Consider the following 20,388-nt stretch of genomic DNA (forward strand, 5'->3'; position numbering starts at 1 on the left):
GGCGCGCCTTCACTGGCCAGGGCCGCCCGCCTGTGCTCAAAGGTCGGCGCCTCTCCCCGACCGGACAAGGACCCGATGATCCGCGGCCTCTACGAGTGGATACTCGCGCTCGCCGGCAAGCCCTCGGCGCCCTGGGCGCTCGGCGCCGTGGCTTTCGCGGAGAGCTCGTTCTTTCCCGTCCCGCCCGACGCCATGATGGTGCCGATGGCGGTGAGCCGGCCCGACCGGGTCTGGTTCTACGCCCTCGTGGCGACGGTGGCCTCGGTGGCGGGCGGCCTCGTCGGCTACGCGATCGGGGCCCTGCTGTTCGATTCCCTCGGCCAGTGGCTGATCCGGCTCTACGGGCTGCAGAACTCGGCCCATACCTTTCAGGAATCCTACGCCGAGTACGGCCACTGGGTGATCCTGCTGAAGGGCCTGACGCCGATCCCCTACAAGCTCGTCACCATCACCTCGGGCTTCGCGCATTACAGCCTGTTCTGGTTCACGGTGCTGTCGATCGTCACCCGCGGCGCGCGCTTCTTCCTGCTGGCGGGGCTTCTCGGGCGCTACGGCGTGCAGATCCGCGGCGTGCTCGACCGGCACCTGAACGCGGTCGCGGCGATCTCGGTGGCGGTGATCGTGCTCGGCTTTGTGCTGTTCAAGCTGGTGCTGTGATGCGTGCGGCCGGTCTGTCGAGCCTCCGCGTCGCCGCCCTCCTCGTGGCGCTCGGCGCGGCGCTGACCGTCGGGGGCGCCCTCGTGTTCGAGCACGGGCTCGGCTACGTGCCCTGCAAGCTCTGCCTCACCGAGCGCATCCCCTACTACGCCGCGGTGCCGCTCGCGCTCGCCGCCCTCGTCCTGCCGGCGCGCCTCGCCCGCCTCGCCCTCGGGCTCGCGGCCCTCGGCCTCCTCTACGGAGCGGGCCTCGGGATCTACCACGCGGGCGCGGAATGGGGGTTCTGGCCCGGCCCGAGCGATTGCGGCGGCGGCGCCGGCGCCAATCCCGAGGCGATGAGCGATTTCCTCGACCGGCTCAAGACGACGCGGGTGGTCGATTGCTCGACGGCCGCCTGGCGCTTCCTCGGGCTCTCGCTCGCCGGCTGGAACGCGCTGATCGCGGCCGCCCTCGCCTCGGTTGCCGGCGGGGCCGCCATCCGGCGCGACGCGCCCCCTCTCCCGTTCGGGAGAGGGCGGGGGTGAGGGGTGCGGCCTGTCCGGGTATGGCGCACCCTTCACCCAGTCCGCGTGCCGCGGACTCGACCTCTCCCGAACGGGAGAGGGGATCCGCGCCTCATCCGGGAGCCGGCCCGGCCCGAACCCGCCCTAGTTCCGGTCGTCCGGCATCGGCGGCAGCGGCGCCACGTCGATGCCCTCCTCGATGAGGGCGCGGGCCTCCTCGGGGCTCGCCTCGCCGTAGATCGGCCGCTCCGCGACCTCGCCGTAATGGATCTTGCGGGCCTCCTCGGGAAAGCGCGGGCCGACATGCTCGGCGGTGCTCTGCACGTGCTCGCGCACGGCGCGCAAGAGCGCCCTGAGCTTCTGCTCCGGCTCCGCAATCATCGGCATGGGGCTGGGCCCGGGTGCCTCCGGGAGGGGAGCCGGCACGGGCGCCGACCGCTCGCCCCGGTCCGTGCGGGCGATGCGGGGGGCCATCAGGCCCTTCTCCACCTTGCCCGATCCGCAGAGCGGGCAGCTCACGAGGCCGCGCGCGGCCTGCTCGTCGAAGGAGGCGCTTGAGGGAAACCAGCTCTCGAACGTGTGGCTGGCCTCGCAGACGAGGGTGTAGCGGATCATGACGTCAGGATAACGCGCGACTCATGAACAACGCCCCACCCGCTCGACGGTGAAGGGCCGCGCGTGCTGGAGCGCCGGGATGCGGCCCCGCGCCTCGGCGACGCGCGCAAGGTCGATCTCGGCGAGGATCACGCCGGGCTCCGCCCCGTCGGCCTCGGCGATCACCCGACCCCAGGGATCGACGATGATCGAGTGGCCGTAGGTGTCGCGTCCGTCCTCGTGGCGCCCGCCCTGCGCGGCCGAGATCATGAACGAGCCGGTCTCGATGGCGCGGGCCCGGTGCAGCACGTGCCAGTGGGCCTCGCCGGTCTGCTGGGTGAAGCAGGCGGGCGCCGTCAGGATGCTGGCGCCGGCCTCCGCGAGCGCCCGGAACAGGGCGGGGAAGCGGATGTCGTAGCAGATGCCGAGCCCGATCGGAGCCAGAGCCGTGTCGGCGACGATCGCGCAGGCGCCGCCCGTATAGGTGGCCGATTCACGCCAGCGCTCGCCGTTCGGCAGATCGACGTCATAGAGGTGGAGCTTGTCGTAGGCCGCGACGATCTCGCCCTGCCCGTCGATCAGGAAGGCGCGGTTGGCGATCTTCTCGCCGTTGCGGATCGCCAGCGAGCCGATCTGCACCACGGCGCCGGTCTCGCGGGCAACGTCGCGGAGCGCGGCGAGCGTCGGATCGTCCTCCTGCGCACGCACCCTCTCGAACATCGCCGTGCGGCTGCGCTCGACCAGCGAGGTCATTTCCGGCGTCTGAACGTAGTGTGCGCCGGCCGCCACCGCCTCGCGGACGCCCGCCACCGCCGCGTCGCGGTTGGCCAGGGGCTCGCGGCCCGAGCGCATCTGCACGCAGGCGGCGATGAAGCGGCCCTCAGGCACCGGCGACCCCGACTTCGGCACCCTTCAGGAGCGGGTCGAGCTTGCCGGCGCGGTCGAGGGCGTAGAGGTCGTCGCAGCCGCCGACGTGCTGTTCGCCGACGAAGATCTGCGGCACGCTGGTGCGTCCGCCCGCCCGCTGCACCATCGCGGCCCGGGCCCCTTGCGTCTTCTCGACGTCGATCTCCTGGTAGGCGACGCCCTTCTCCTTCAGCAGGCTTTTCGCCGCCGAGCAGTAGGGACACCAGGCAGTCGTGTAGATCGTGACCGGTTGCATGCGTGTCGACGAGCCCCGTGGGTGAGAGCCTGCATATAGGCAAACGGCACGCCGCTTCCTATTGCCGGGCCGCCACGGGTCTCGGGGGATTGCTTGTGCAGGCGCTGCTCAGGCGGCGAGCAGCTTTTCTACCTCGTTGACGAGGTCGCGCAGGTGGAAGGGTTTCGAGAGGACCTTGGCGTCCTTGGGGGCCTTCGAATCCGGGTTCAGGGCCACGGCGGCGAAGCCCGTGATGAACATCACCTTGATGTCGGGGTCGAGCTCGGTGGCGCGGCGCGCCAGCTCGATTCCGTCCATCTCGGGCATCACGATGTCGGTGAGGAGGAGCTCGAACGGCTCCTCGCGCAGGCGGTTGTAGGCGGAGAGACCGTTGTCGAAGGAGAGGACGTCGTAACCGGCGTTCTGCAGCGCCTTCGCGAGGAAGCGGCGCATGTCGTTGTCGTCTTCCGCCAGGAGGATCTTCATCGGACGGTTCCGAGCCCTTGAGTCGCTGTGTTCATTCCATAAAGGGACAGTTTGGTAAACAGAGCGTTAGGATCGGGCCTGCGGACGGGGTGCCGCCGCGCACTGGTGCAGGCTCGCGACACCGCTCGTCGCAGTGGACAGGGACGCCCCTGCGCCCCAATGTGGAGGCCGTCCCTCCCGCCATCGAGACGAGGCGCCCCGCCGCGATGACAGCGCCCCAACCGGACCAGACCGACGCCTTCGGCTTCGCGCCCGCCTTCGCCGTGGACGAGCCGGCGGCGCACGGGATCCCGTTCGTGTTCAACACGGGCCATTCCGGCTCGGTCTACCCGGCGCGCTTCCTCGCGGCCTCCCGCCTCGACGCGCTGGCGCTCCGCCGCTCCGAGGACGCCCATGTGGAGCGCCTGTTCGCCTCGGTGGTGACCCTCGGCGCGCCCCTGATGCGGGCGAATTTCCCCCGCGCCTATCTCGACGTGAACCGCGAGCCCTACGAACTCGACCCCCGCATGTTCGAGGGGCGCCTGCCGCCGTTTGCCAACACCCGCTCGATGCGGGTGGCGGGCGGGCTCGGCACGGTGCCGCGCGTCGTCGCCGACGGGCAGGAGATCTATGCCGGGCGCCTGCCGGTCGAGGAGGCGGTGGCCCGGATCGAGGGGCTCTACAAGCCCTATCACCGGGTGCTGCGCGGCCTGATCCAGCGCACGGCCCGCCAGTTCGGCTGCGCGATCCTGATCGATTGCCACTCGATGCCCTCGTCGAGCCTCGGGCGCGAACCCGAGGCCAAAGCCGACATCGTGCTGGGCGACCGCTTCGGCACCGCCTGCGCCCCGTTCCTCGTCGAGGCGTTCGAGACGGAGCTGCGCGGCCGCGGCTTGCGGGTGGTCCGCAACAAGCCCTACGCAGGCGGCTTCATCACCGAGCATTACGGGGAACCGAATGTCGGCCGCCACGCGCTCCAGATCGAGATCAACCGCGCGCTCTACATGAACGAGGCGACGCTCGCCGTGACGTCGGGCTTCGACAGCCTGCTCGCGGCCCTGCGGGACGTCGTCGTCGCGGTGGCGGGGCAGACCGCCGACCTGGAGCCCCGGCGCATCGCGGCGGAATAGGCGCCCCGTCGATCGGCCCCGGCATCCCGCGACCTCCGCCCGTCAAGCGCAGGTCCTCTCTCCCGTCCGGGAGCGGGACAGGGTGAGGGGTGCGACAGATCCGAATGACGTGCATCCCTCACCCGGTCGGCTGACGCCGACTCGACCTCTCCCGAACGGGAGAGGTGGGGGCGCCGGACCCCATCAGCCCCGACGCCGACGACGAGGCGCGGGTCCCCTCGCGTTTCGAGAAGGACAGGGTGAGGCGTGCAGGTCTGTCCGCGGAGGTCTCCGGCGCCTGCGAGACAGGCCCTTCTCTCGGGGCTACCGTCCACCTGCGCGCAAGAAAAAAGGCCACTCCCGAAGGAGCGGCCCGAAGTCTAGGGAGGAAACGCCCAAGAAGGGCTGCGGGACCGCGACGCCATCGCGATCTCGCAATGCACAATGTAAAGTGCGCCGCACAAAACGCAAGCGCCGAAATGGCTAAGTCGCGTGCTCCCTGCGCATGGCACAACCGCGTCGGGCGCAATCGAGTTGGGGGCGTCGCGATCAGCCTTCCAGGAGCCGCGCGATCTCAGCCTTGAGCGGACCGGCGAGATCCTCCCGTTCCAGTGCGTAGGCGAGGTTGGCGGTGAGGAAGCCGAGCTTCGAGCCCGTATCGTAGGTGCGGCCCTCGTAGCGCAGCCCGAAGAACTTCTGCGTCTCGGCGAGGCGGATCATCGCGTCGGTGAGCTGAATCTCGCCGCCCGCCCCCGTCTCGCCCTTCTCCAGGATCGCGAAGACCTCCGGCTGCAGAATGTAGCGGCCCGAGATGATGTAGTTCGAGGGCGCGGTGCCCTGCTTCGGCTTCTCGACCATGCCGGTGATCTCGAAGGTCTGCCCGAAGGTCTCGCCGACGCTGACGATGCCGTACTGGTGAGTCTCCTCGGGCTTCACCTCCTCCACCGCGATGATGTTGCCGCCGTGCTGCTCGTAGGCCCGGAGCATCTGGCCCATGCAGCCGCGGCTCAGCATATCGGGCAGGAGCACGGCGAAGGGCTCGTCGCCGACGATCTCGCGGGCGCACCAGACCGCGTGGCCGAGGCCGAGCGGCGCCTGCTGGCGCGTGAAGCTCGTCTGGCCTGCCATCGGCAAATCCTGCTTCAGCGCCTCGTAGGCCGCCTGCTTGCCGCGCTCCTGCAGGGTCCGGTCGAGCTCGTAGGCGATATCGAAATGGTCCTCGATGACCGCCTTGCCGCGGCCCGTGACGAAGATGAAGTGCTCGATGCCGGCCTCCCGCGCCTCGTCGACCACGTGCTGCACGACCGGTCGGTCCACGACCGTGAGCATCTCCTTCGGGACCGCCTTGGTGGCGGGCAGGAAGCGGGTGCCGAGACCGGCGACGGGGAGGACGGCCTTGCGGATCGGTTTCATCGGAGCGGGACCTGGAGAGATGGGGCGAATGCGGGTGGCGCGGTGGAATGTCGTATCGGAGAGATAGTTCGCACGGCGAAGCTGCAAACCCGCTGAACGGCGAACAACCCCTTTGCTCCGTCAACAGGGCGCGAGCTTTGCGTTAGGATGCGGCGAAGGTCACGTCAGCGAGAGGATTCAGATGGCGGTTCTGGTGACGGGCGGTGCCGGCTATATCGGCAGCCACATGGTTCTGGCGCTCCTCGACGCGGGGCACGAGGAGATCGTCGTCCTCGACGACCTCTCCACCGGCTTCGACTGGGCGCTGCCGCCCGAGGTGAAGCTCGTCGTCGGCGACATCGCCGACCAAGCCCTCGTCACCGAGACGATCCTGCAGCACCGCATCGACGCGCTCGCGCATTTCGCGGCCAAGATCGTGGTGCCGGACTCGGTCGCGGACCCGCTCGGATACTACCTCGCGAACACCGCCAAGACGCGCTCGCTGATCGAGACGGCCGTGCGCACGGGCGTCAAGCACGTGATCTTCTCCTCCACCGCCGCCGTCTACGGCGAGCCCGAGACCGTGCCGGTGCCGGAGGACCTGACCACCAGCCCGATCAACCCCTACGGCCGCTCAAAGCTGATGAGCGAGTGGATGATCCAGGATGCAGCCAAGGCCCACGGCTTCAGCTACGTCATCCTGCGCTACTTCAACGTGGCGGGCGCCGACCCGCGCGGGCGCACCGGCCAATCGACCCCGAACGCCACCCACCTGATCAAGGTGGCGACCCAGACCGCGCTGGGCCAGCGCAGCCACATCGACGTGTTCGGCACCGACTACCCGACCCCGGACGGGTCGTGCCTGCGCGACTACATCCAGGTCTCCGACCTCGCCGAGGCCCACCGCGTGGCGCTGACGCACCTGCGTTCGGGCGGCGAGAGCCTGACGCTGAATTGCGGCTACGGGCGGGGCTACTCGGTGCTGGAGGTGATCGAGGTGGTCAAGCGGATCTCCGGCCGCGACTTCGAGGTGCGGCTCTGCCCGCGCCGGGCCGGCGATCCGGCCCAGATCATCGCGGGCGCCGACCGCATCCGGCAGCGCCTCGGCTGGGTGCCGAAGCACGACGACCTCGACGCCATCGTCGGGCAGGCGCTCGCCTGGGAGGATTCGCTGTCCCGCCGCAACCGGGTCTGAGCGTGCGGTCGTTCCTGGCGCTCGCCGCGGGTGCCGCGGCGGGCTGGCTCGCGCCGGTCGCGCCGGCCTCCGCCCAGGCGGCGAAGCCGCCCGCCCCCGAGCCGGCGAAGCCGTCCCCCGCTCGGCCTGCCGCCTTCGCGGCCTTCATCGAGGCGCTTCGGCCGGACGCCCGGGCTCGCGGCATCTCGGACGCGACCTTCGCGGCGGCCTTCCGCGGGGTCACGCAGCCCGATCCCGAGATCCTGGCGCGGACCCGCCGCCAGGGCGAGTTCGCCCGGCCCGTCTGGGACTACCTCGTCGGCGCCGTCTCCGCCGGCCGGATCGCCCGCGGGCGCGCCCGGGCGGCGGCGCTCTCCGGCACCCTCGACCGGATCGAGACCCGCTACGGCGTCCCGCGGGGCGTGCTCCTCGCCTTCTGGGGGATCGAATCGGATTTCGGGGCGAGCGGCGGCTCCGTGCCGACGATCCGGGCGCTGGCGACGCTCGCCGCGGCGGGCCACCGCGGAACCCTGTTCCGGGATGAATTGCTGGCGGCGCTGACCATCCTCGAGCGCGGCGACATCGCGCCCGATCGGATGAAGGGCTCCTGGGCCGGGGCAATGGGACAGGTGCAGTTCCTGCCCTCGACCTTCCTCGCCCACGCGGTCGATTTCGACGGCGACGGCCATCGGGACATCTGGGGCTCCGACGCCGACAGCCTCGCCTCGATCGCGGCGTATCTGAAGGCGCTCGGCTGGAACCCGGCCGTCTCCTGGGGTTACGAGGTCGCCCTGCCGGACGGGTTCGACCTGGCGCGCTACGCGGGCGATCTCGGGGAGTTCGATCGCCGCGGCGTGCGCCGCAAAGATGGGGGCGCCTGCCGCAGGCCGGCAACGCGAGCCTGTTCCTGCCGGGCGGGCTCGGGGCGCCGTCCTTCCTGATCACCGACAATTTCGAGGTGATCCGCGGCTACAACACCTCCGATTCCTACGCGCTCGCCGTCGGCCACCTCGCCGACCGCCTGTCGGGCGGGCCCGCACTGGCCGCGCCCTGGCCGGCCGAGGCGGGCCGCCTCGACAAGGCCGGGCTCGAGGCGTTGCAGCGGGGGCTCGCGGGCCAGGGCCTCTACGCCGGCGATGCCGATGGGCGGGCCGGCCCGAAGCTGCGCGAGGCCGTCCGCCGCTACCAGATCCGCGAGGGGCTGGCCGCGGACGGCTACGCGACGCCCGCCCTCCTGGCGCGGCTGACGGGGCGGCCCTGAGGCGGGCCCGGGAGAAGACGCCCGCCGCATCCTCCTGTATGGTCCCGGCCGGCGTGGCGTTTCGGAGGCTTTGCATGGCGATGGTGGCGGGACAGGCACGGCACCTCCTGCGCCTCGGCTGCGCTGCCCTCGTCGCGGGCCTCGCCCTGTTCGAGGCGCCGCCTGCCCGCGCGCAATGGGGCGACACCTACGACCAGGGCCAGGGCGGCTACGCGACGCCCCGGCGCCGCTACCGGGACAATTACTACCGGGACGACGGGGCCTCCGCGCGCCCGACCCGCCGCTACCAGCCCCAACAGCAGGAGGCGCCGCGCCAGTTCTACTGGCCCTGGGAGGAGCGCCCGCAGCAGGCCCAACCCCAGCCGGATCCGACCTACCGCCCCTCGCGGCCGCGGGCGCCCGCCGTCGCCGACGCGCCCCGCGTGCCGAAGCGCCGGGTGGCCCGGCCGGCTCCGGTGGTAGTCCCGCCGAAGCCCGCCGTGGCGAAGACGGAGCCGACGACGCAGATCGCCGTCTTCGGCGATTCGCTGGCCGACCACCTGAGCAAGGGCCTCGACGACGTGTTCGAGGACAATGCCGACGTCGCGGTCATCGACCGGGCGAAGGGCGACAGCGGCCTCGTGCGCAAGGACGTCGTCGACTGGCCGAAGGCTGCCGAGGACTATCTCGCCACCAACCCGAAGGTGCGCTACGCCCTTGTGCTGCTCGGCGCCAACGACCGTCAACCGATCCGCGACGGCGACCAGAGCTACGACGCGCTGACCGACCGCTGGCGCGAGATCTACCGCGACCGGGTCGATGCCCTCGTCAAGGTGTTCACGGACCGGAAGCTGCCCCTGATCTGGGTCGGCGCGCCGCCGATGCGGAGCGAAGCCCTCACCACCGATCTCGCCGCGATCAACGACCTCGTGCGCGAGCGCGTCACCCGCGCCGGCGCGACCTATGTCGACGTCTGGCCAGGCTTCGTCGACGACCGCAACCGCTACACCCCGTCCGGGCCCGATCTCGAGGGACAGAACGCGAAGCTGCGCACCTCGGACGGCGTGCACTTCACGCATGCCGGCGCCCGCAAGCTCGCCCACTTCGCCGACGTGGAACTGAAGCGCATGATGGGCACGGCCGGCCCGGCCGCCACCGACCAGCCGGTCGCGGCGATCTCCGCGACGCCCGGCCCCGGCCTCGACGGGACGGCGCGCCTCGACGATGCGGCCGCGATCGACCGCCAGATCACCGCGATGCTGCCGAGCCTGCCCGAGCCGCCGGGCATCCCGGCACTACCCGTGAAGCCGCTCGCCGGCCCGGTCGTGCCGCTTGGCCGCCCCGAGACCTCCCCGGGCGGCGCGCTGATGAATGCGCGCCCGCGCGACGGCGACGCCTCCGGAACCGTGGAGCGCGTGCTTCAGCGCGGCGCCCCCGCGACGCCGCAGCCGGGCCGGGCTGACGATTTCCGCTGGCCGCCGGGCTAGCGCTCGCCTTCACCGGCGACGCCGGCCGGCGCGAACACCTCCCGTCATCGCATCGCGCGAGCGGCCTGCGGGCGGGAGGGGCGGCGAGGACGGTACGCATCCGCACGAAACCTTCCCGCGCCCACCTGCGTATAGGCCGAACCTCGCTCCTGCCGGAGGACCGGCCTGAAGGAGACCGGTTCGCGATGACGCCAATCCACAAGCATATCGCCGGCTCTCCCGACGGCGGGACGATGTCCCGCGCGGCGAAATCCGGCGAAAAGGGTCGAGGCAAAGAGTGCCGCGCGCGAACTTGCGCGAGCAGCGTCTGAAGATCGAACGAGAATCTAAAGATTCTACTCTGGTCGGATGCGAAGTCCGCACTATCATTGTGAAAACAAGGAAAAATCGATCAGGAATATCGACCCAGAAAGGGATCGACTTGAAGGACTGGCACTTCCCGTAGAGAACATCTGTCACGAGGGATAGCGAGATGCCAGCCACGCCAGGTAACGACACCGAGACATTCAACGTCTCCACGGATGCTCCGATCAACACGAATTACGGCACCGGAGACGACACCATCAACGTCTCGGCGGCGGCCGCGGGCCAGGTTCGCCTGAGCTTCACGTCGGCCGAGGTCGGCAACGGCAACCCGAACGACGGCGGTACGCTGGCCAACCAGGATGGCGGCCTCGCCGTGCGTCTCCAGGCCGAGGATCCGGCCGGCGCCCTGACCGGGGCGGTCAGCCGCTTCGACGACGAGGGCATCACCTTCGTGTCGGCGACGCCGGGTTTGACCTTCGACGTGCGCGACCTCGTCTCGGGCGTGCAGCGCGGAGACCGCTTCGCGGTGGTCAGCCTCGGCACGCAGGGCGCCGACACCTTGACCACGATAGAGCTGTCCCGCGCCACCTATTTCAACGCCGGCCAGGGCAACGACACCGTCATCGGCGGCACGGCGGACGACTTCCTGGTGGGCGGCTCGGGCGAGGACACCCTCGTGGGGGAGCCGGCAACGACAGCTTCATCGGCGGCGCGGGCAACGACATCATCCAGGGCGGGGCCGGCAACGACACCGCGATCTTCAACGTGTCGACGGACGGCAGCGACACCACGAATCTCGGTGCGGGCGACGACGTCGTCAATGTCTCGGCGGCGGCCGCGGGCCAGGTTCGCCTGAGCTTCACGTCGGCCGAGGTCGGCAACGGCAACCCGAACGACGGCGGCACGCTGGCCAACCAGGATGGCGGCCTCGCCGTGCGTCTCCAGGCGGAGGATCCGGCCGGCATCCTGACCGGGGCGGTCAGCCGCTTCGACGACGAGGGCGTCACCTTCGTGGCCGCGGCCGGGATCACGTTCGACGTGCGCGACCTCGTCTCCGGCGTGCAGCGGGGAGATGCCTTCGAGGTCGTCAGCCTCGGCACGCAAGGCGCCGACACGCTGACCGCGCTCCAGCCGTCCCGCGCCTACTACTTCAATGCGGGCCAGGGCAACGACATCGTCACGGGCGGCACGGCCAACGACTTCCTCGTGGGCGGCGCCGGCAACGACACCCTGTCCGGGGGAGCCGGCAACGACAGCTTCATCGGCGGAGCGGGCGATGACGTCATCTCCGGCGGCAGCGGCACCGACCGCGCGATCTTCACCTTCGCGCTGAGCGCGGCGCGCATCGGCGCGACCGCGGACGGCGCTGTAACGATCACCGGGTCGGAGGGAACCGACACCTTCCGGGGCATCGAGGAATTCCAGTTCAGCGACCGCACCGTCGCGGTGAACGACGGCTCGCCGCTGGTGGACGACCTCTTCTACCTGATCCGGAACCCAGACGTCGCCGCATCCGGCATCGACCCGGACGCTCACTACGCGCAGTTCGGCTGGCGGGAGGGGCGCGACCCCAACGCCTTCCTCTCCACGGACGGCTACCTCGCCGCCAACCCGGACGTGGCCCGCGCCGGGCAGAACCCCCTCGACCATTACGCGCTATTCGGCGGGCGGGAAGGCCGGGACCCCGCCGCGAATTTCGACAACGAGGCCTATCTGAGGGCCAATCCGGACGTGGCGGCGGCGGGCTTCAACCCGCTGGTGCACTTCCTCACGTTCGGCCAGGAAGAGGGGCGCAAGGCCTCGCCCGCGATCGGCCGGGCCAACGACCTGAACCCGGCCGGGTTTGACGCGGAGTACTACCTGCTCGCCAACGGGGACGTGGCCGACGCGGCCCGCGCGTCGGGTGGCAACACCTTCGCCTTCGCCGCCCAGCACTACGAGAGCTTCGGCTTCCGCGAGGGACGAGACCCGAACGCGGTGTTCGACACGAGCGCCTACCTGGCGGCCTACGGCGACGTGGCGGCGGCGGGCGTCAACCCGCTGACGCACTACAACGCCTTCGGCTTCCGCGAGGGTCGTGACCCATCGGCCGGCTTCGATACGAGCGCCTACCTCGCGGCCTACGGGGACGTGGCGGCCGCGGGCGTGAACCCGATGACGCATTACCTGCAATTCGGGTTCTACGAGGGCCGCTCCGCCTTCGGCGACGGCACATTCGGGGCCGGCTCGGTCGGCTGAGGCGACGAGGCACGAACTCCCTCTCCCGTTCGGGAGAGGGGGCGCCCGCTCAGCGCGGCAGAACGCTCGATCCCATCAGCGTCTCGTCGATCGAGCGGGCGGCCTGCCGGCCCTCTCGGATCGCCCAGACGACCAGGGACTGGCCCCGGCGCATGTCGCCCGCCGCGTAGATCTTCTCGTGCGAGGTCCGGTAATCGTCCTCGTTCGCCGTCACGTTGCCGCGCTTGTCCATCGCGACGCCGGATTGCTCCAGCAGGCCCTTACGCACGGAGCCCGCGAAGCCGATCGCCATGAAGACGAGATCGGCGGGGAGCACGAACTCGGTGCCCTCGACCGGCTGGCGCTTGGCGTCGACCCGGGCGCAGACGACGCCCGTGACCTTACCCTTCTTGCCCTCGAGCCGCAGCGTCGCCGCCTGGAACTCGCGCTCGGCGCCCTCGGCCTGGCTCGACGAGGTGCGCATCTTGGTCGGCCAGTAGGGCCACACGGTCAGCTTGTCCTCGCGCTCCGGCGGGCGCTGGCGGATGTCGAGCTGGGTCACCGAGAGCGCGCCCTGGCGGAAGGCGGTGCCGACGCAATCCGAGGCGGTGTCGCCGCCGCCGATCACCACGACGTTCTTGCCGGAGGCCAGGATCGGCAATTCGCCGTTGCCCGGCATCGGCTCGGCGCCAACGCGCCGGTTCGACTGGACGAGGTAGGGCATGGCGTAGTGCACGCCATCCATGTCCTGGCCGGGCAATTGCGGGTTGCGCGGATCCTCGGCGCCGCCCGCGAACAGCACGGCGTCGAACTCGGCGGTCAGCTCCTCGACCGTCCGGTTGACGCCGATGTTCTGATTGTAGTGGAAGACGACTCCCTCGGCCTCCATCTGCTTCACGCGCCGGTCGATGTGGCGCTTCTCCATCTTGAAGTCGGGGATGCCGTAGCGGAGAAGGCCGCCGGCCTTCGGCTCGCGCTCGAAGACGTGGACGTCGTGGCCGACGCGGGCGAGCTGCTGGGCCGCCGCGAGACCGGCGGGGCCGGAGCCGACGACGGCCACGCGCTTGCCGGTGCGGGTCTCGGCGGGCTCGGGCTTCACCCAGCCCATGTTCCAGGCGCGGTCGGCGATGGCCTGCTCGATCGTCTTGATGGCGACCGGCTGGTTCTCGAGGTTCAGCGTGCAGGCCTCCTCGCAGGGTGCGGGGCAGATGCGGCCGGTGAACTCGGGGAAGTTGTTCGTCGAGTGGAGATTGCGGATCGCCTCCTCCCAGTCCGACTGGAAGACAAGGTCGTTCCAGTCCGGGATCTGGTTGTGGACCGGGCAGCCGGTCGGACCGTGGCAGAAGGGGATGCCGCAATCCATGCAGCGGGCCGCCTGCTTCTTCAAGTCGTGCTCGTCGAGCGGCAGCGTGAACTCGCGGAAGTGCCGCACGCGGTCGGCGGCGAGCTGATACTTCTGCTCCTGCCGGTCGTATTCCAGGAAGCCTGTGACCTTGCCCATCGATCCGTCCCTGGGGCGGCGGATCACCGGATCCGGCCCCTTTGCATCGTCGCCCTGATCGGAGCGGCCGGCTTCCGCGCCGGCCGCCTCTCTCTTGCTTATTCCGCTGCCACCGGCATGCGGGCCATCTCCATCTCGCGCAGCGCCCGGCGATACTCCACCGGCATCACCTTCACGAACTTGGTCCGGAAGGTGGACCAGTTGTCGAGGATCTCCTGAGCGCGGGGACTGCCCGTGTACTTCAGGTGGTTGGTGATGAGCTGCGAGAGACGCTCCTCGTCGTGGCCCGACATGTCGGCCAGGATGTCGACGCGGCCCTTGGTCTCCAGGTCGCCGTCCTGGTGGAAGCGGCGCATGAGGTCGTCCTCCTCCTCCACGGGCTCCAGATCGACCATCGAGAGGTTGCAGCGGGCCGAGAACGAGCCGTCCTCGTCGAGCACGTAGGCGATGCCGCCGGACATGCCGGCCGCGAAGTTGCGCCCCGTCTCGCCGATCGAGACGACGACGCCGCCGGTCATGTACTCGCAGCCGTGGTCGCCCATGCCCTCGACCACCGCGATGGCCCCCGAGTTGCGCACGGCGAAGCGCTCGCCCGCGGAGCCGCGGATGTAGCACTCGCCCGCGATCGCCCCGTAGAGCACCGTGTTGCCGACCATGATCGTGCGGGCGGGAGACGACCGCAGCGCCTCGCTCGGCCGGATGATCAGCTTGCCGCCGGACAGGCCCTTGCCGACGTAGTCGTTGCCGTGGCCGGTCAGCTCGATCGTGACGCCGGCCGCGACCCAGGCGCCGAAGCTCTGGCCGGCAGTGCCGGAGAGCTTCACCACGATGGTGTCGTCGGGCAGGCCCTCGTGACCGTGCGCCTTGGCGACGAGGCCGGAGAGCATGGCGCCCGCGGCCCGGTCCGAGTTGCGGATCGTGTCGTGGAGCGTGACCGCCTCGCCGGTCTCGACGGCGTGCTGCGCGCCCGCGATCAGGCGCCGATCGAGCACGTGCTCGATCGGGTGATGCTGCGTCTCGACGTGTCGGATCGCGATCTCCGGCCCGACGTCAGGCCGGTGGAACAGCTTCGAGAAGTCGAGGCCGCGGGCCTTCCAGTGGGCGATGGCCTCGACCTTGTCGAGGAGGTCGGAGCGCCCGACCAGATCCTCGAGCTTGGCAAAGCCCATCGCGGCCATCAGCTCGCGGACCTCCTCGGCCACGTAGAAGAAGTAGTTCACCACGTGCTCGGGCGTACCCTTGAAGCGCTTGCGCAGCACCGGGTCCTGGGTCGCGACGCCGACCGGACAGGTGTTGAGGTGGCACTTGCGCATCATGATGCAGCCCGCCGCGATGAGCGGCGCGGTCGAGAAGCCGAACTGGTCGGCCCCGAGCAGCGCCGCGATCATCACGTCGCGCCCCGTGCGTAGCCCGCCATCCGCCTGGAGCGCCACGCGGCCGCGCAGGTTGTTGAGGACGAGCGTCTGCTGCGTCTCGGCCAGACCCGTCTCCCACGGGCCGCCCGCGTGCTTGATCGAGGTGAGCGGCGCCGCGCCGGTGCCCCCGTCGAAGCCTGAGATCGTGATGTGGTCGGCGCGCGCCTTGGCGACGCCCGCCGCGACCGTGCCGACGCCGACCTCGGAGACGAGCTTGACCGAGACGTCGGCCGCCGGGTTCACGTTCTTCAGGTCGAAGATGAGCTGGGCCAGATCCTCGATCGAGTAGATGTCGTGGTGGGGCGGCGGCGAGATCAGGCCGACGCCCGGGGTCGCATAGCGGACCTTGGCGATCTTGGCGTCGACCTTGTGGCCGGGCAGCTGGCCGCCCTCGCCGGGCTTCGCGCCCTGCGCCACCTTGATCTGCATCATGTCGGCGTTGACGAGATACTCCGTCGTCACGCCGAAGCGGCCGGACGCCACCTGCTTGATGGCCGAGCGGCGCGAGCGCCCGTCGGGCAGCGGCTTGAAGCGCTCCACCTCCTCGCCGCCCTCGCCCGAGTTCGAGCGGCCGCCGAAGGAATTGACGGCAATCGCCAGCGTCTCGTGCGCCTCCTTCGAGATCGAGCCGTAGGACATGGCACCGGTGGCGAAGCGGCGCACGATCTCGGAGGCGGGCTCCACCTCGGCGAGGTCGATCGGCTGGCGGCCGATCTCGTCGGCGCCCTTGATCCGGAACAGGCCGCGCAGGGTCTTGAGGTGATTCTCCTGCTCGTTCACGAGGCGCGCGTACTCGCGGTAGCGCTCGGGCACGCCGAGGCGCACCGCGTGCTGGAGCGTCGCCACGGTGTCGGGCGTCCAGGTGTGGGTCTCGCCGCGCAGCCGGTAGGCGTACTCGCCGCCGACGTCGAGGGCGTTGCGATAGACCGGCGCGTCGCCGAAGGCGTCGCGGTGGCGCTGGGCCGTCTCCTCGGCGACCTCGGCCATGCCGACGCCCTCGATGGTGGTGGCCGTGCCGAAGAAGTCGCGCGCCACGAAGTCGGAGTTGAGGCCGACCGCGTCGAAGATCTGGGCGCCGCAATAGGATTGGTAGGTCGAGATGCCCATCTTGGACATCACCTTGAGGAGACCCTTGTCGATCGACTTGATGTAGCGGGTTACGATCTCGTCGTCGGTGAGGTCCGGCGGGAACTCGTCCTTCATCGCCACCAGCGTCTCGAAGGCGAGATAGGGGTTCACGGCCTCGGCGCCGTAGCCGGCCAGGCACGCGAAATGGTGCACCTCGCGCGGCTCGCCCGACTCGACCACGAGGCCGACCGAGGTGCGAAGCCCCTTGCGGATCAGGTAATTGTGCACGGCGGCGGTGGCGAGCAGCGCCGGGATCGGGATGCGGTCCGGGCCGACCGCGCGGTCGGACAGGATGATGATGTTGTAGCCGCCGCGCACCGCGACCTCGGCCCGGTCGCAGAGGCGGTCGAGCGCCCCCTCCATGGCGGCCGCTCCCGTCTCGGCCGGGTAGGTCACGTCGAGGGTCTTCGTGTCGAAGCGATCCTCGAAATGGCCGATCGAGCGGATCTTCTCGAGATCGCCGTTCGTCAGGATCGGCTGGCGGACCTCCAGGCGCTTCTTGCGGGAGGCGCCCTCCATGTCGAGCAGGTTCGGCCGCGGCCCGATGAACGAGACGAGGCTCATCACGGCCTCCTCGCGGATCGGGTCGATCGGCGGGTTCGTCACCTGCGCGAAGTTCTGCTTGAAGTAGGTGTAGAGGAGCTTCGGCTTGTCCGAGAGCGCCGAGAGCGGCGTGTCGGAGCCCATCGAGCCCACGGCCTCCTGGCCGGTCACGGCCATGGGCTGCATCAGGAGCTTCAGGTCTTCCTGGCTGTAGCCGAAGGATTGCTGCCGATCGAGGAGCGACACGTCCGAGCGCGAGGCGCGGGGCACCACGGGCTTGAGGTCCTCCAGCACGATCTGGGTGTTCTTCAGCCACTCGGCATAAGGATGCGCCGCGGCGAGCTCACCCTTGATCTCCTCGTCCGAGACGATGCGCCCCTTCTCCAGGTCGATCAGCAGCATCCGGCCCGGCTGCAGGCGCCAGGACTGGACGATCGTCTCGTCGGGGATGGGCAGCACGCCCATCTCGGAGGCGAGCACGACGAGGCCGTCCTCGGTGACGATGTAGCGGGCGGGCCGGAGGCCGTTGCGGTCGAGCGTGGCGCCGATCTGGCGGCCGTCGGTGAAGCAGACGGCGGCCGGGCCGTCCCACGGTTCCATCAGGGCGGCGTGGTACTCGTAGAAGGCGCGCCGCTCCTCGCTCATCAGCGGGTTGCCGGCCCAGGCCTCGGGGATCAGCATCATCATCGCGTGGGCGAGCGGGTAGCCGCCCTGCACGAGGAACTCGAGGGCGTTGTCGAAGCAGGCAGTGTCGGACTGGCCCTCGTAGGAGATCGGCCAGAGCTTCGAGATGTCGTTGCCGAACAGCTCCGAATCGACGCTCGCCTGCCGGGCGGCCATCCAGTTCACGTTGCCGCGCAGCGTGTTGATCTCGCCGTTATGCGCGACCATGCGGTAGGGGTGCGACAGGCGCCAGGTCGGGAAAGTATTGGTGGCGAAGCGCTGGTGCACGAGGGCGAGCGCCGAGACGAAGCGCTCGTCCTTGAGATCGACGAAGTAGCGGCCGAGCTGGTGGACCAGCACCATGCCCTTGTAGACGATGGTCCGGCTCGACACCGAGACGGGGTAGAACTCCATCAGGCGCTCGTCCTGCGCGCCGTAGACCTTGCCCGAGATGACCTTGCGAGCGACGTAGACGCGCCGCTCGAAGGCGTCGGCATCCGTCACGGAGCCGGGCATGCCGATGAAGACCTGGCGGTGGTGCGGCTCGGTCTTGCGCACGGCGGCGCCGAGATCCTCCGAATCGACCGGCACGTCGCGCCAGCCGAGCAGCGGTAGGCCCTCGTCGGCGAGCGCCTTCTCGACGATCTCCTCAATGGTCCGGCGTGCATCCTCGTCTCGCGGCATGAAGAACTGGCCGATCGCGTACGCGCCGGCGGGCGGCAGCTCGAAGCCGAGGCGCGAGCATTCCTCCGCGAAGAAGGCGTGCGGGATCTGGACGAGGATGCCGCAACCGTCGCCCATCGTCGGGTCGGCGCCGACCGCGCCGCGATGGTCGAGGTTCTCCAAGATCTTCAGGCCCTGCTCGACGATCGCGTGGGTCTGGCGGTTGTGCATGTCGGCGATGAAGCCGACGCCGCAGGCATCGCGCTCCTGGCCCGGGTCGTAGGCCCCCTGCGCCTTCGGCAGGGCGGGGTCCCGCACCACGAGCGGCTTGCCGGCGTCACGGGTGGCCGGGATGGATGCCGGAACGGTCCTGAAGCCTTCAGATGCAGCCACGCTCTTCATTCCTCGTCTGCCGACCCTGCCCGCATGCGAGCATGTTTCGTGCCCGGCCATCAACCGATGCCGGGGTCCAGGTGACATTTTCGTCGGGTTCAGCTGGGTCTTCGGTGAGGAAGCGCCCGCCAACCCGCGGGCTCGACGCCGGCTCCGCTCAGCCGGCGTGGGCCCGGATCGCCGCGATGGCGACCGGCTTCAGATCTCGTTTCGACGTCACGATCGTCACGTGCCGAAATCCCCAGCTCGCCGGGATCCGTCCCGGGAGTCGCGCCCAACCGAAAAATGGGACAGTCATACTGTCCTAACGCCGGAACGTGACAGATTTCAACCGTTCCAGCAAGGGGCCGCGCGAGCGCGAGCGTCCGAAACCGATGCATGACGCATCTGCGCACGGTGGATCAATCGCCGCAGGGCGGGCGTCCCGCGCGCGGCCGGCCGACCCGGCTCCCGCCCGGATTGGCCCGCAATGTCGCCCCAATCCTTGCGTTAACAAAGTCTTGCCGAGCACAAGCGGCATGCGGGGCAACGACCTCGCCGGGACGCCGAAGGACCCGCGGGACAAGCGGGCTTTCGGCACGCGCCGGGCGCGACGCCCGAGCCACAGGATCTTCGCCCGGCCGAGAGGTTTCCCCGAGTGAGAACGGGACGAGGCGACATGGCGGCACGAGCCCAAGGCAACGTGAACGGAATCGGCCGGCATGTCCGGGCCGCACTGGCGGGTGGGATCCTGCTGCTGAACGCGGGCGCGGCACAGGCGCAATACGTCTACGAGGACGAGATCCTCTCGCCGCGCGCCGTGACGTGGCGCCTCAGCGACCGCGGCTTCAGCGGGTTCTCGCGGCCCCGCTTCGACGGACGGGACTACGTCGTCGAGGCCTTCGCGCCCAACGGGGTGCGGGTGCGCCTCTTCGTCGATGCCCGCGACGGCGCCGTCGTCGGGCGCCAGCGGCTCGATCCGGCGCCGGTCGCACGGCTTGTGCGGCCCGCGCCGGGCTACGGCTGGACCGAGGCCGACGCGCGTCTCGTGCCCCGGCCGACATTCCCCAGCCCGGCGGCCGCATCGTCCCCCGCGGCCCGAGCTCTACGGCCGCGCGGAGGCGGCGCCCTTGCCGCGCCGCGAGCAGCCCGACGCGCACGCGCTCGGCGCGAACCCTCTGGGCGTGAACGCCGACGCGAAGATCCGCTCGGAGCCGCAGCGCCGCTCGGCCCGGCTCGCTTCGCCTCCGGCCGGCGCGCAGAGGCCGGGCGAGGCTCGTCCGATGGTAAGGACCGCCCCCGAGGCGCCGCAGCCGAGCCTGAAGCCGGCAGAGGCGCAGCGGGACGGGCCCCGAGAGACTGCGAAGGAGGCCGCGAAGCCTCAGGATCCGGCCAAGCCTCAGGATCCGGCGAAGCCGTCGGAGGTGAAGGCACCCGAGGGCCGCGAGACGCCGGTCGCCGCGGTCGAGCCGCCGAAGGCCGCCCCCGCCGCCCATACACCCGCCGCCGTGCAGCCGCCGCCGAAGGAGGCCGTGGAGCCGAAGGCGGCCGATGGCAAGGCCGCGGAGGCCGAACAGAAGCCTGGCACCTCCGGCTGGCAGGATCCGCCCCCGGAGGGCAAGCGCAACGTCCGGGTGATCGGTGGCGCCACCGTCGTGACACGTCCGTCGGCCGAGGGCGGCAGCACGGACTGAGGCGGCCGGGTGAGGCATGCGCCCCACCTCTCCCGTTCGGGAGAGGTCGAGTCGGCAAAGCCGACCGGGTCGGGGATGCGACCTCTCCGGATCTGCCGCCACCCTTTCCCGAACGGGAAAAGGG

General features: G+C 70.4%; 15 protein-coding genes and 2 pseudogenes. 10 read left to right on the plus strand and 7 right to left on the minus strand.

Going from position 1 to position 20,388, the window contains the following annotated elements; all coding sequences use genetic code 11:
- Positions 1 to 75 precede the first annotated feature (75 nt).
- Both DK389_RS00150 and DK389_RS00155 read left to right on the plus strand, forming a co-directional pair.
- Positions 76 to 657, plus strand: coding sequence for a YqaA family protein (locus DK389_RS00150; protein WP_109886684.1), 582 nt, complete (start codon positions 76 to 78; stop codon positions 655 to 657).
- Positions 657 to 1,181 carry a disulfide bond formation protein B gene (locus tag DK389_RS00155; RefSeq protein WP_109895844.1) on the plus strand — a complete coding sequence of 175 codons (525 nt, stop codon included), beginning with the start codon at positions 657 to 659 and terminating at the stop codon, positions 1,179 to 1,181. The genes DK389_RS00150 and DK389_RS00155 overlap by 1 nt, the downstream gene beginning before the upstream one ends.
- 123 nt (positions 1,182 to 1,304) lie before the next feature.
- Here DK389_RS00155 and DK389_RS00160 read toward each other — a convergent pair whose 3' ends face one another.
- The 4 genes from DK389_RS00160 to cpdR form a co-directional block, all read right to left on the minus strand.
- A complete protein-coding gene (locus DK389_RS00160; protein ID WP_109886686.1) occupies positions 1,305 to 1,775 on the minus strand; it encodes a DUF1178 family protein in 471 nt (156 codons plus the stop codon).
- A 21-nt stretch (positions 1,776 to 1,796) separates the two neighbouring features.
- Positions 1,797 to 2,642, minus strand: coding sequence for a carbon-nitrogen hydrolase family protein (locus DK389_RS00165; protein WP_109886688.1), 846 nt, complete (start codon positions 2,640 to 2,642; stop codon positions 1,797 to 1,799).
- A complete protein-coding gene (grxC, locus tag DK389_RS00170) occupies positions 2,635 to 2,916 on the minus strand; it encodes a glutaredoxin 3 (RefSeq protein WP_109886690.1) in 282 nt (93 codons plus the stop codon). The genes DK389_RS00165 and grxC overlap by 8 nt, the downstream gene beginning before the upstream one ends.
- 108 nt (positions 2,917 to 3,024) lie before the next feature.
- On the minus strand, positions 3,025 to 3,381 hold the full coding sequence (cpdR, locus tag DK389_RS00175; RefSeq protein ID WP_003603128.1) for a cell cycle two-component system response regulator CpdR: 357 nt from the start codon (positions 3,379 to 3,381) through the stop codon (positions 3,025 to 3,027).
- A 206-nt stretch (positions 3,382 to 3,587) separates the two neighbouring features.
- On the opposite strand from cpdR, the gene DK389_RS00180 reads away from it, so the two are divergent.
- Complete coding sequence (locus tag DK389_RS00180) at positions 3,588 to 4,490, plus strand: N-formylglutamate amidohydrolase (protein WP_109886692.1); 903 nt, start codon at positions 3,588 to 3,590, stop codon at positions 4,488 to 4,490.
- A gap of 528 nt (positions 4,491 to 5,018) precedes the next feature.
- Here DK389_RS00180 and DK389_RS00185 read toward each other — a convergent pair.
- The gene (locus DK389_RS00185; protein WP_109886694.1) at positions 5,019 to 5,882 is read right to left on the minus strand and encodes a UTP--glucose-1-phosphate uridylyltransferase; all 864 of its coding nucleotides are present in this window, start codon (positions 5,880 to 5,882) and stop codon (positions 5,019 to 5,021) included.
- 181 nt (positions 5,883 to 6,063) lie between these two features.
- Here DK389_RS00185 and galE point away from each other — a divergent pair, with 181 nt between their 5' ends.
- The 5 genes and pseudogenes from galE to DK389_RS00205 all read left to right on the plus strand — a co-directional run bounded on the left by galE (position 6,064) and on the right by DK389_RS00205 (position 12,306).
- Positions 6,064 to 7,056, plus strand: coding sequence for a UDP-glucose 4-epimerase GalE (gene galE / locus DK389_RS00190; RefSeq protein WP_109886696.1), 993 nt, complete (start codon positions 6,064 to 6,066; stop codon positions 7,054 to 7,056).
- 14 nt (positions 7,057 to 7,070) lie between these two features.
- Positions 7,071 to 8,296, plus strand: a pseudogene (locus DK389_RS00195) (lytic murein transglycosylase).
- Positions 8,297 to 8,376: 80 nt separating this feature from the next.
- Positions 8,377 to 9,762 carry an SGNH/GDSL hydrolase family protein gene (locus DK389_RS00200; RefSeq protein ID WP_109895846.1) on the plus strand — a complete coding sequence of 462 codons (1,386 nt, stop codon included), beginning with the start codon at positions 8,377 to 8,379 and terminating at the stop codon, positions 9,760 to 9,762.
- Positions 9,763 to 10,234: 472 nt separating this feature from the next.
- Positions 10,235 to 10,684 (plus strand): annotated as a pseudogene (locus tag DK389_RS35140) (alkaline phosphatase); the annotation flags it as partial.
- Between the two features lie 149 nt (positions 10,685 to 10,833).
- Positions 10,834 to 12,306: a calcium-binding protein gene (locus DK389_RS00205; protein WP_335645513.1), complete on the plus strand. Its 1,473-nt coding sequence runs from the start codon at positions 10,834 to 10,836 to the stop codon at positions 12,304 to 12,306.
- 49 nt (positions 12,307 to 12,355) lie between these two features.
- Here the strand turns inward: DK389_RS00205 and DK389_RS00210 are convergent, their stop codons facing one another.
- On the minus strand, positions 12,356 to 13,786 hold the full coding sequence (locus tag DK389_RS00210; RefSeq protein ID WP_109886699.1) for a glutamate synthase subunit beta: 1,431 nt from the start codon (positions 13,784 to 13,786) through the stop codon (positions 12,356 to 12,358).
- 98 nt (positions 13,787 to 13,884) lie between these two features.
- Entirely contained in the window at positions 13,885 to 18,600 is a 4,716-nt protein-coding gene (gltB, locus tag DK389_RS00215; RefSeq protein ID WP_109886701.1) for a glutamate synthase large subunit, read from the minus strand.
- Positions 18,601 to 19,109: 509 nt separating this feature from the next.
- Here gltB and DK389_RS34880 point away from each other — a divergent pair.
- A complete protein-coding gene (locus DK389_RS34880; protein WP_257791925.1) occupies positions 19,110 to 19,232 on the plus strand; it encodes a hypothetical protein in 123 nt (40 codons plus the stop codon).
- A gap of 468 nt (positions 19,233 to 19,700) precedes the next feature.
- Positions 19,701 to 20,264 carry a hypothetical protein gene (locus tag DK389_RS33660; RefSeq protein WP_109886703.1) on the plus strand — a complete coding sequence of 188 codons (564 nt, stop codon included), beginning with the start codon at positions 19,701 to 19,703 and terminating at the stop codon, positions 20,262 to 20,264.
- Positions 20,265 to 20,388: the final 124 nt, after the last annotated feature.

It is taken from the genome of Methylobacterium durans, assembly GCF_003173715.1.
Lineage (GTDB): Bacteria > Pseudomonadota > Alphaproteobacteria > Rhizobiales > Beijerinckiaceae > Methylobacterium > Methylobacterium durans.

What these genes read in the sequence shown, in the direction of transcription:
- DK389_RS34880 (WP_257791925.1), top strand. Translation starts at nt 19,110, where the DNA reads ATGCGGGGCAACGACCTCGCCGGGACGCCGAAGGACCCGCGGGACAAG.
- grxC (WP_109886690.1), bottom strand. Translation starts at nt 2,916, where the DNA reads ATGCAACCGGTCACGATCTACACGACTGCCTGGTGTCCCTACTGCTCG.
- galE (WP_109886696.1), top strand. Translation starts at nt 6,064, where the DNA reads ATGGCGGTTCTGGTGACGGGCGGTGCCGGCTATATCGGCAGCCACATG.
- gltB (WP_109886701.1), bottom strand. Translation starts at nt 18,600, where the DNA reads ATGAAGAGCGTGGCTGCATCTGAAGGCTTCAGGACCGTTCCGGCATCC.
- DK389_RS00160 (WP_109886686.1), bottom strand. Translation starts at nt 1,775, where the DNA reads ATGATCCGCTACACCCTCGTCTGCGAGGCCAGCCACACGTTCGAGAGC.
- DK389_RS00150 (WP_109886684.1), top strand. Translation starts at nt 76, where the DNA reads ATGATCCGCGGCCTCTACGAGTGGATACTCGCGCTCGCCGGCAAGCCC.
- DK389_RS00210 (WP_109886699.1), bottom strand. Translation starts at nt 13,786, where the DNA reads ATGGGCAAGGTCACAGGCTTCCTGGAATACGACCGGCAGGAGCAGAAG.
- DK389_RS00155 (WP_109895844.1), top strand. Translation starts at nt 657, where the DNA reads ATGCGTGCGGCCGGTCTGTCGAGCCTCCGCGTCGCCGCCCTCCTCGTG.
- DK389_RS00180 (WP_109886692.1), top strand. Translation starts at nt 3,588, where the DNA reads ATGACAGCGCCCCAACCGGACCAGACCGACGCCTTCGGCTTCGCGCCC.
- DK389_RS00185 (WP_109886694.1), bottom strand. Translation starts at nt 5,882, where the DNA reads ATGAAACCGATCCGCAAGGCCGTCCTCCCCGTCGCCGGTCTCGGCACC.
- cpdR (WP_003603128.1), bottom strand. Translation starts at nt 3,381, where the DNA reads ATGAAGATCCTCCTGGCGGAAGACGACAACGACATGCGCCGCTTCCTC.
- DK389_RS00200 (WP_109895846.1), top strand. Translation starts at nt 8,377, where the DNA reads ATGGTGGCGGGACAGGCACGGCACCTCCTGCGCCTCGGCTGCGCTGCC.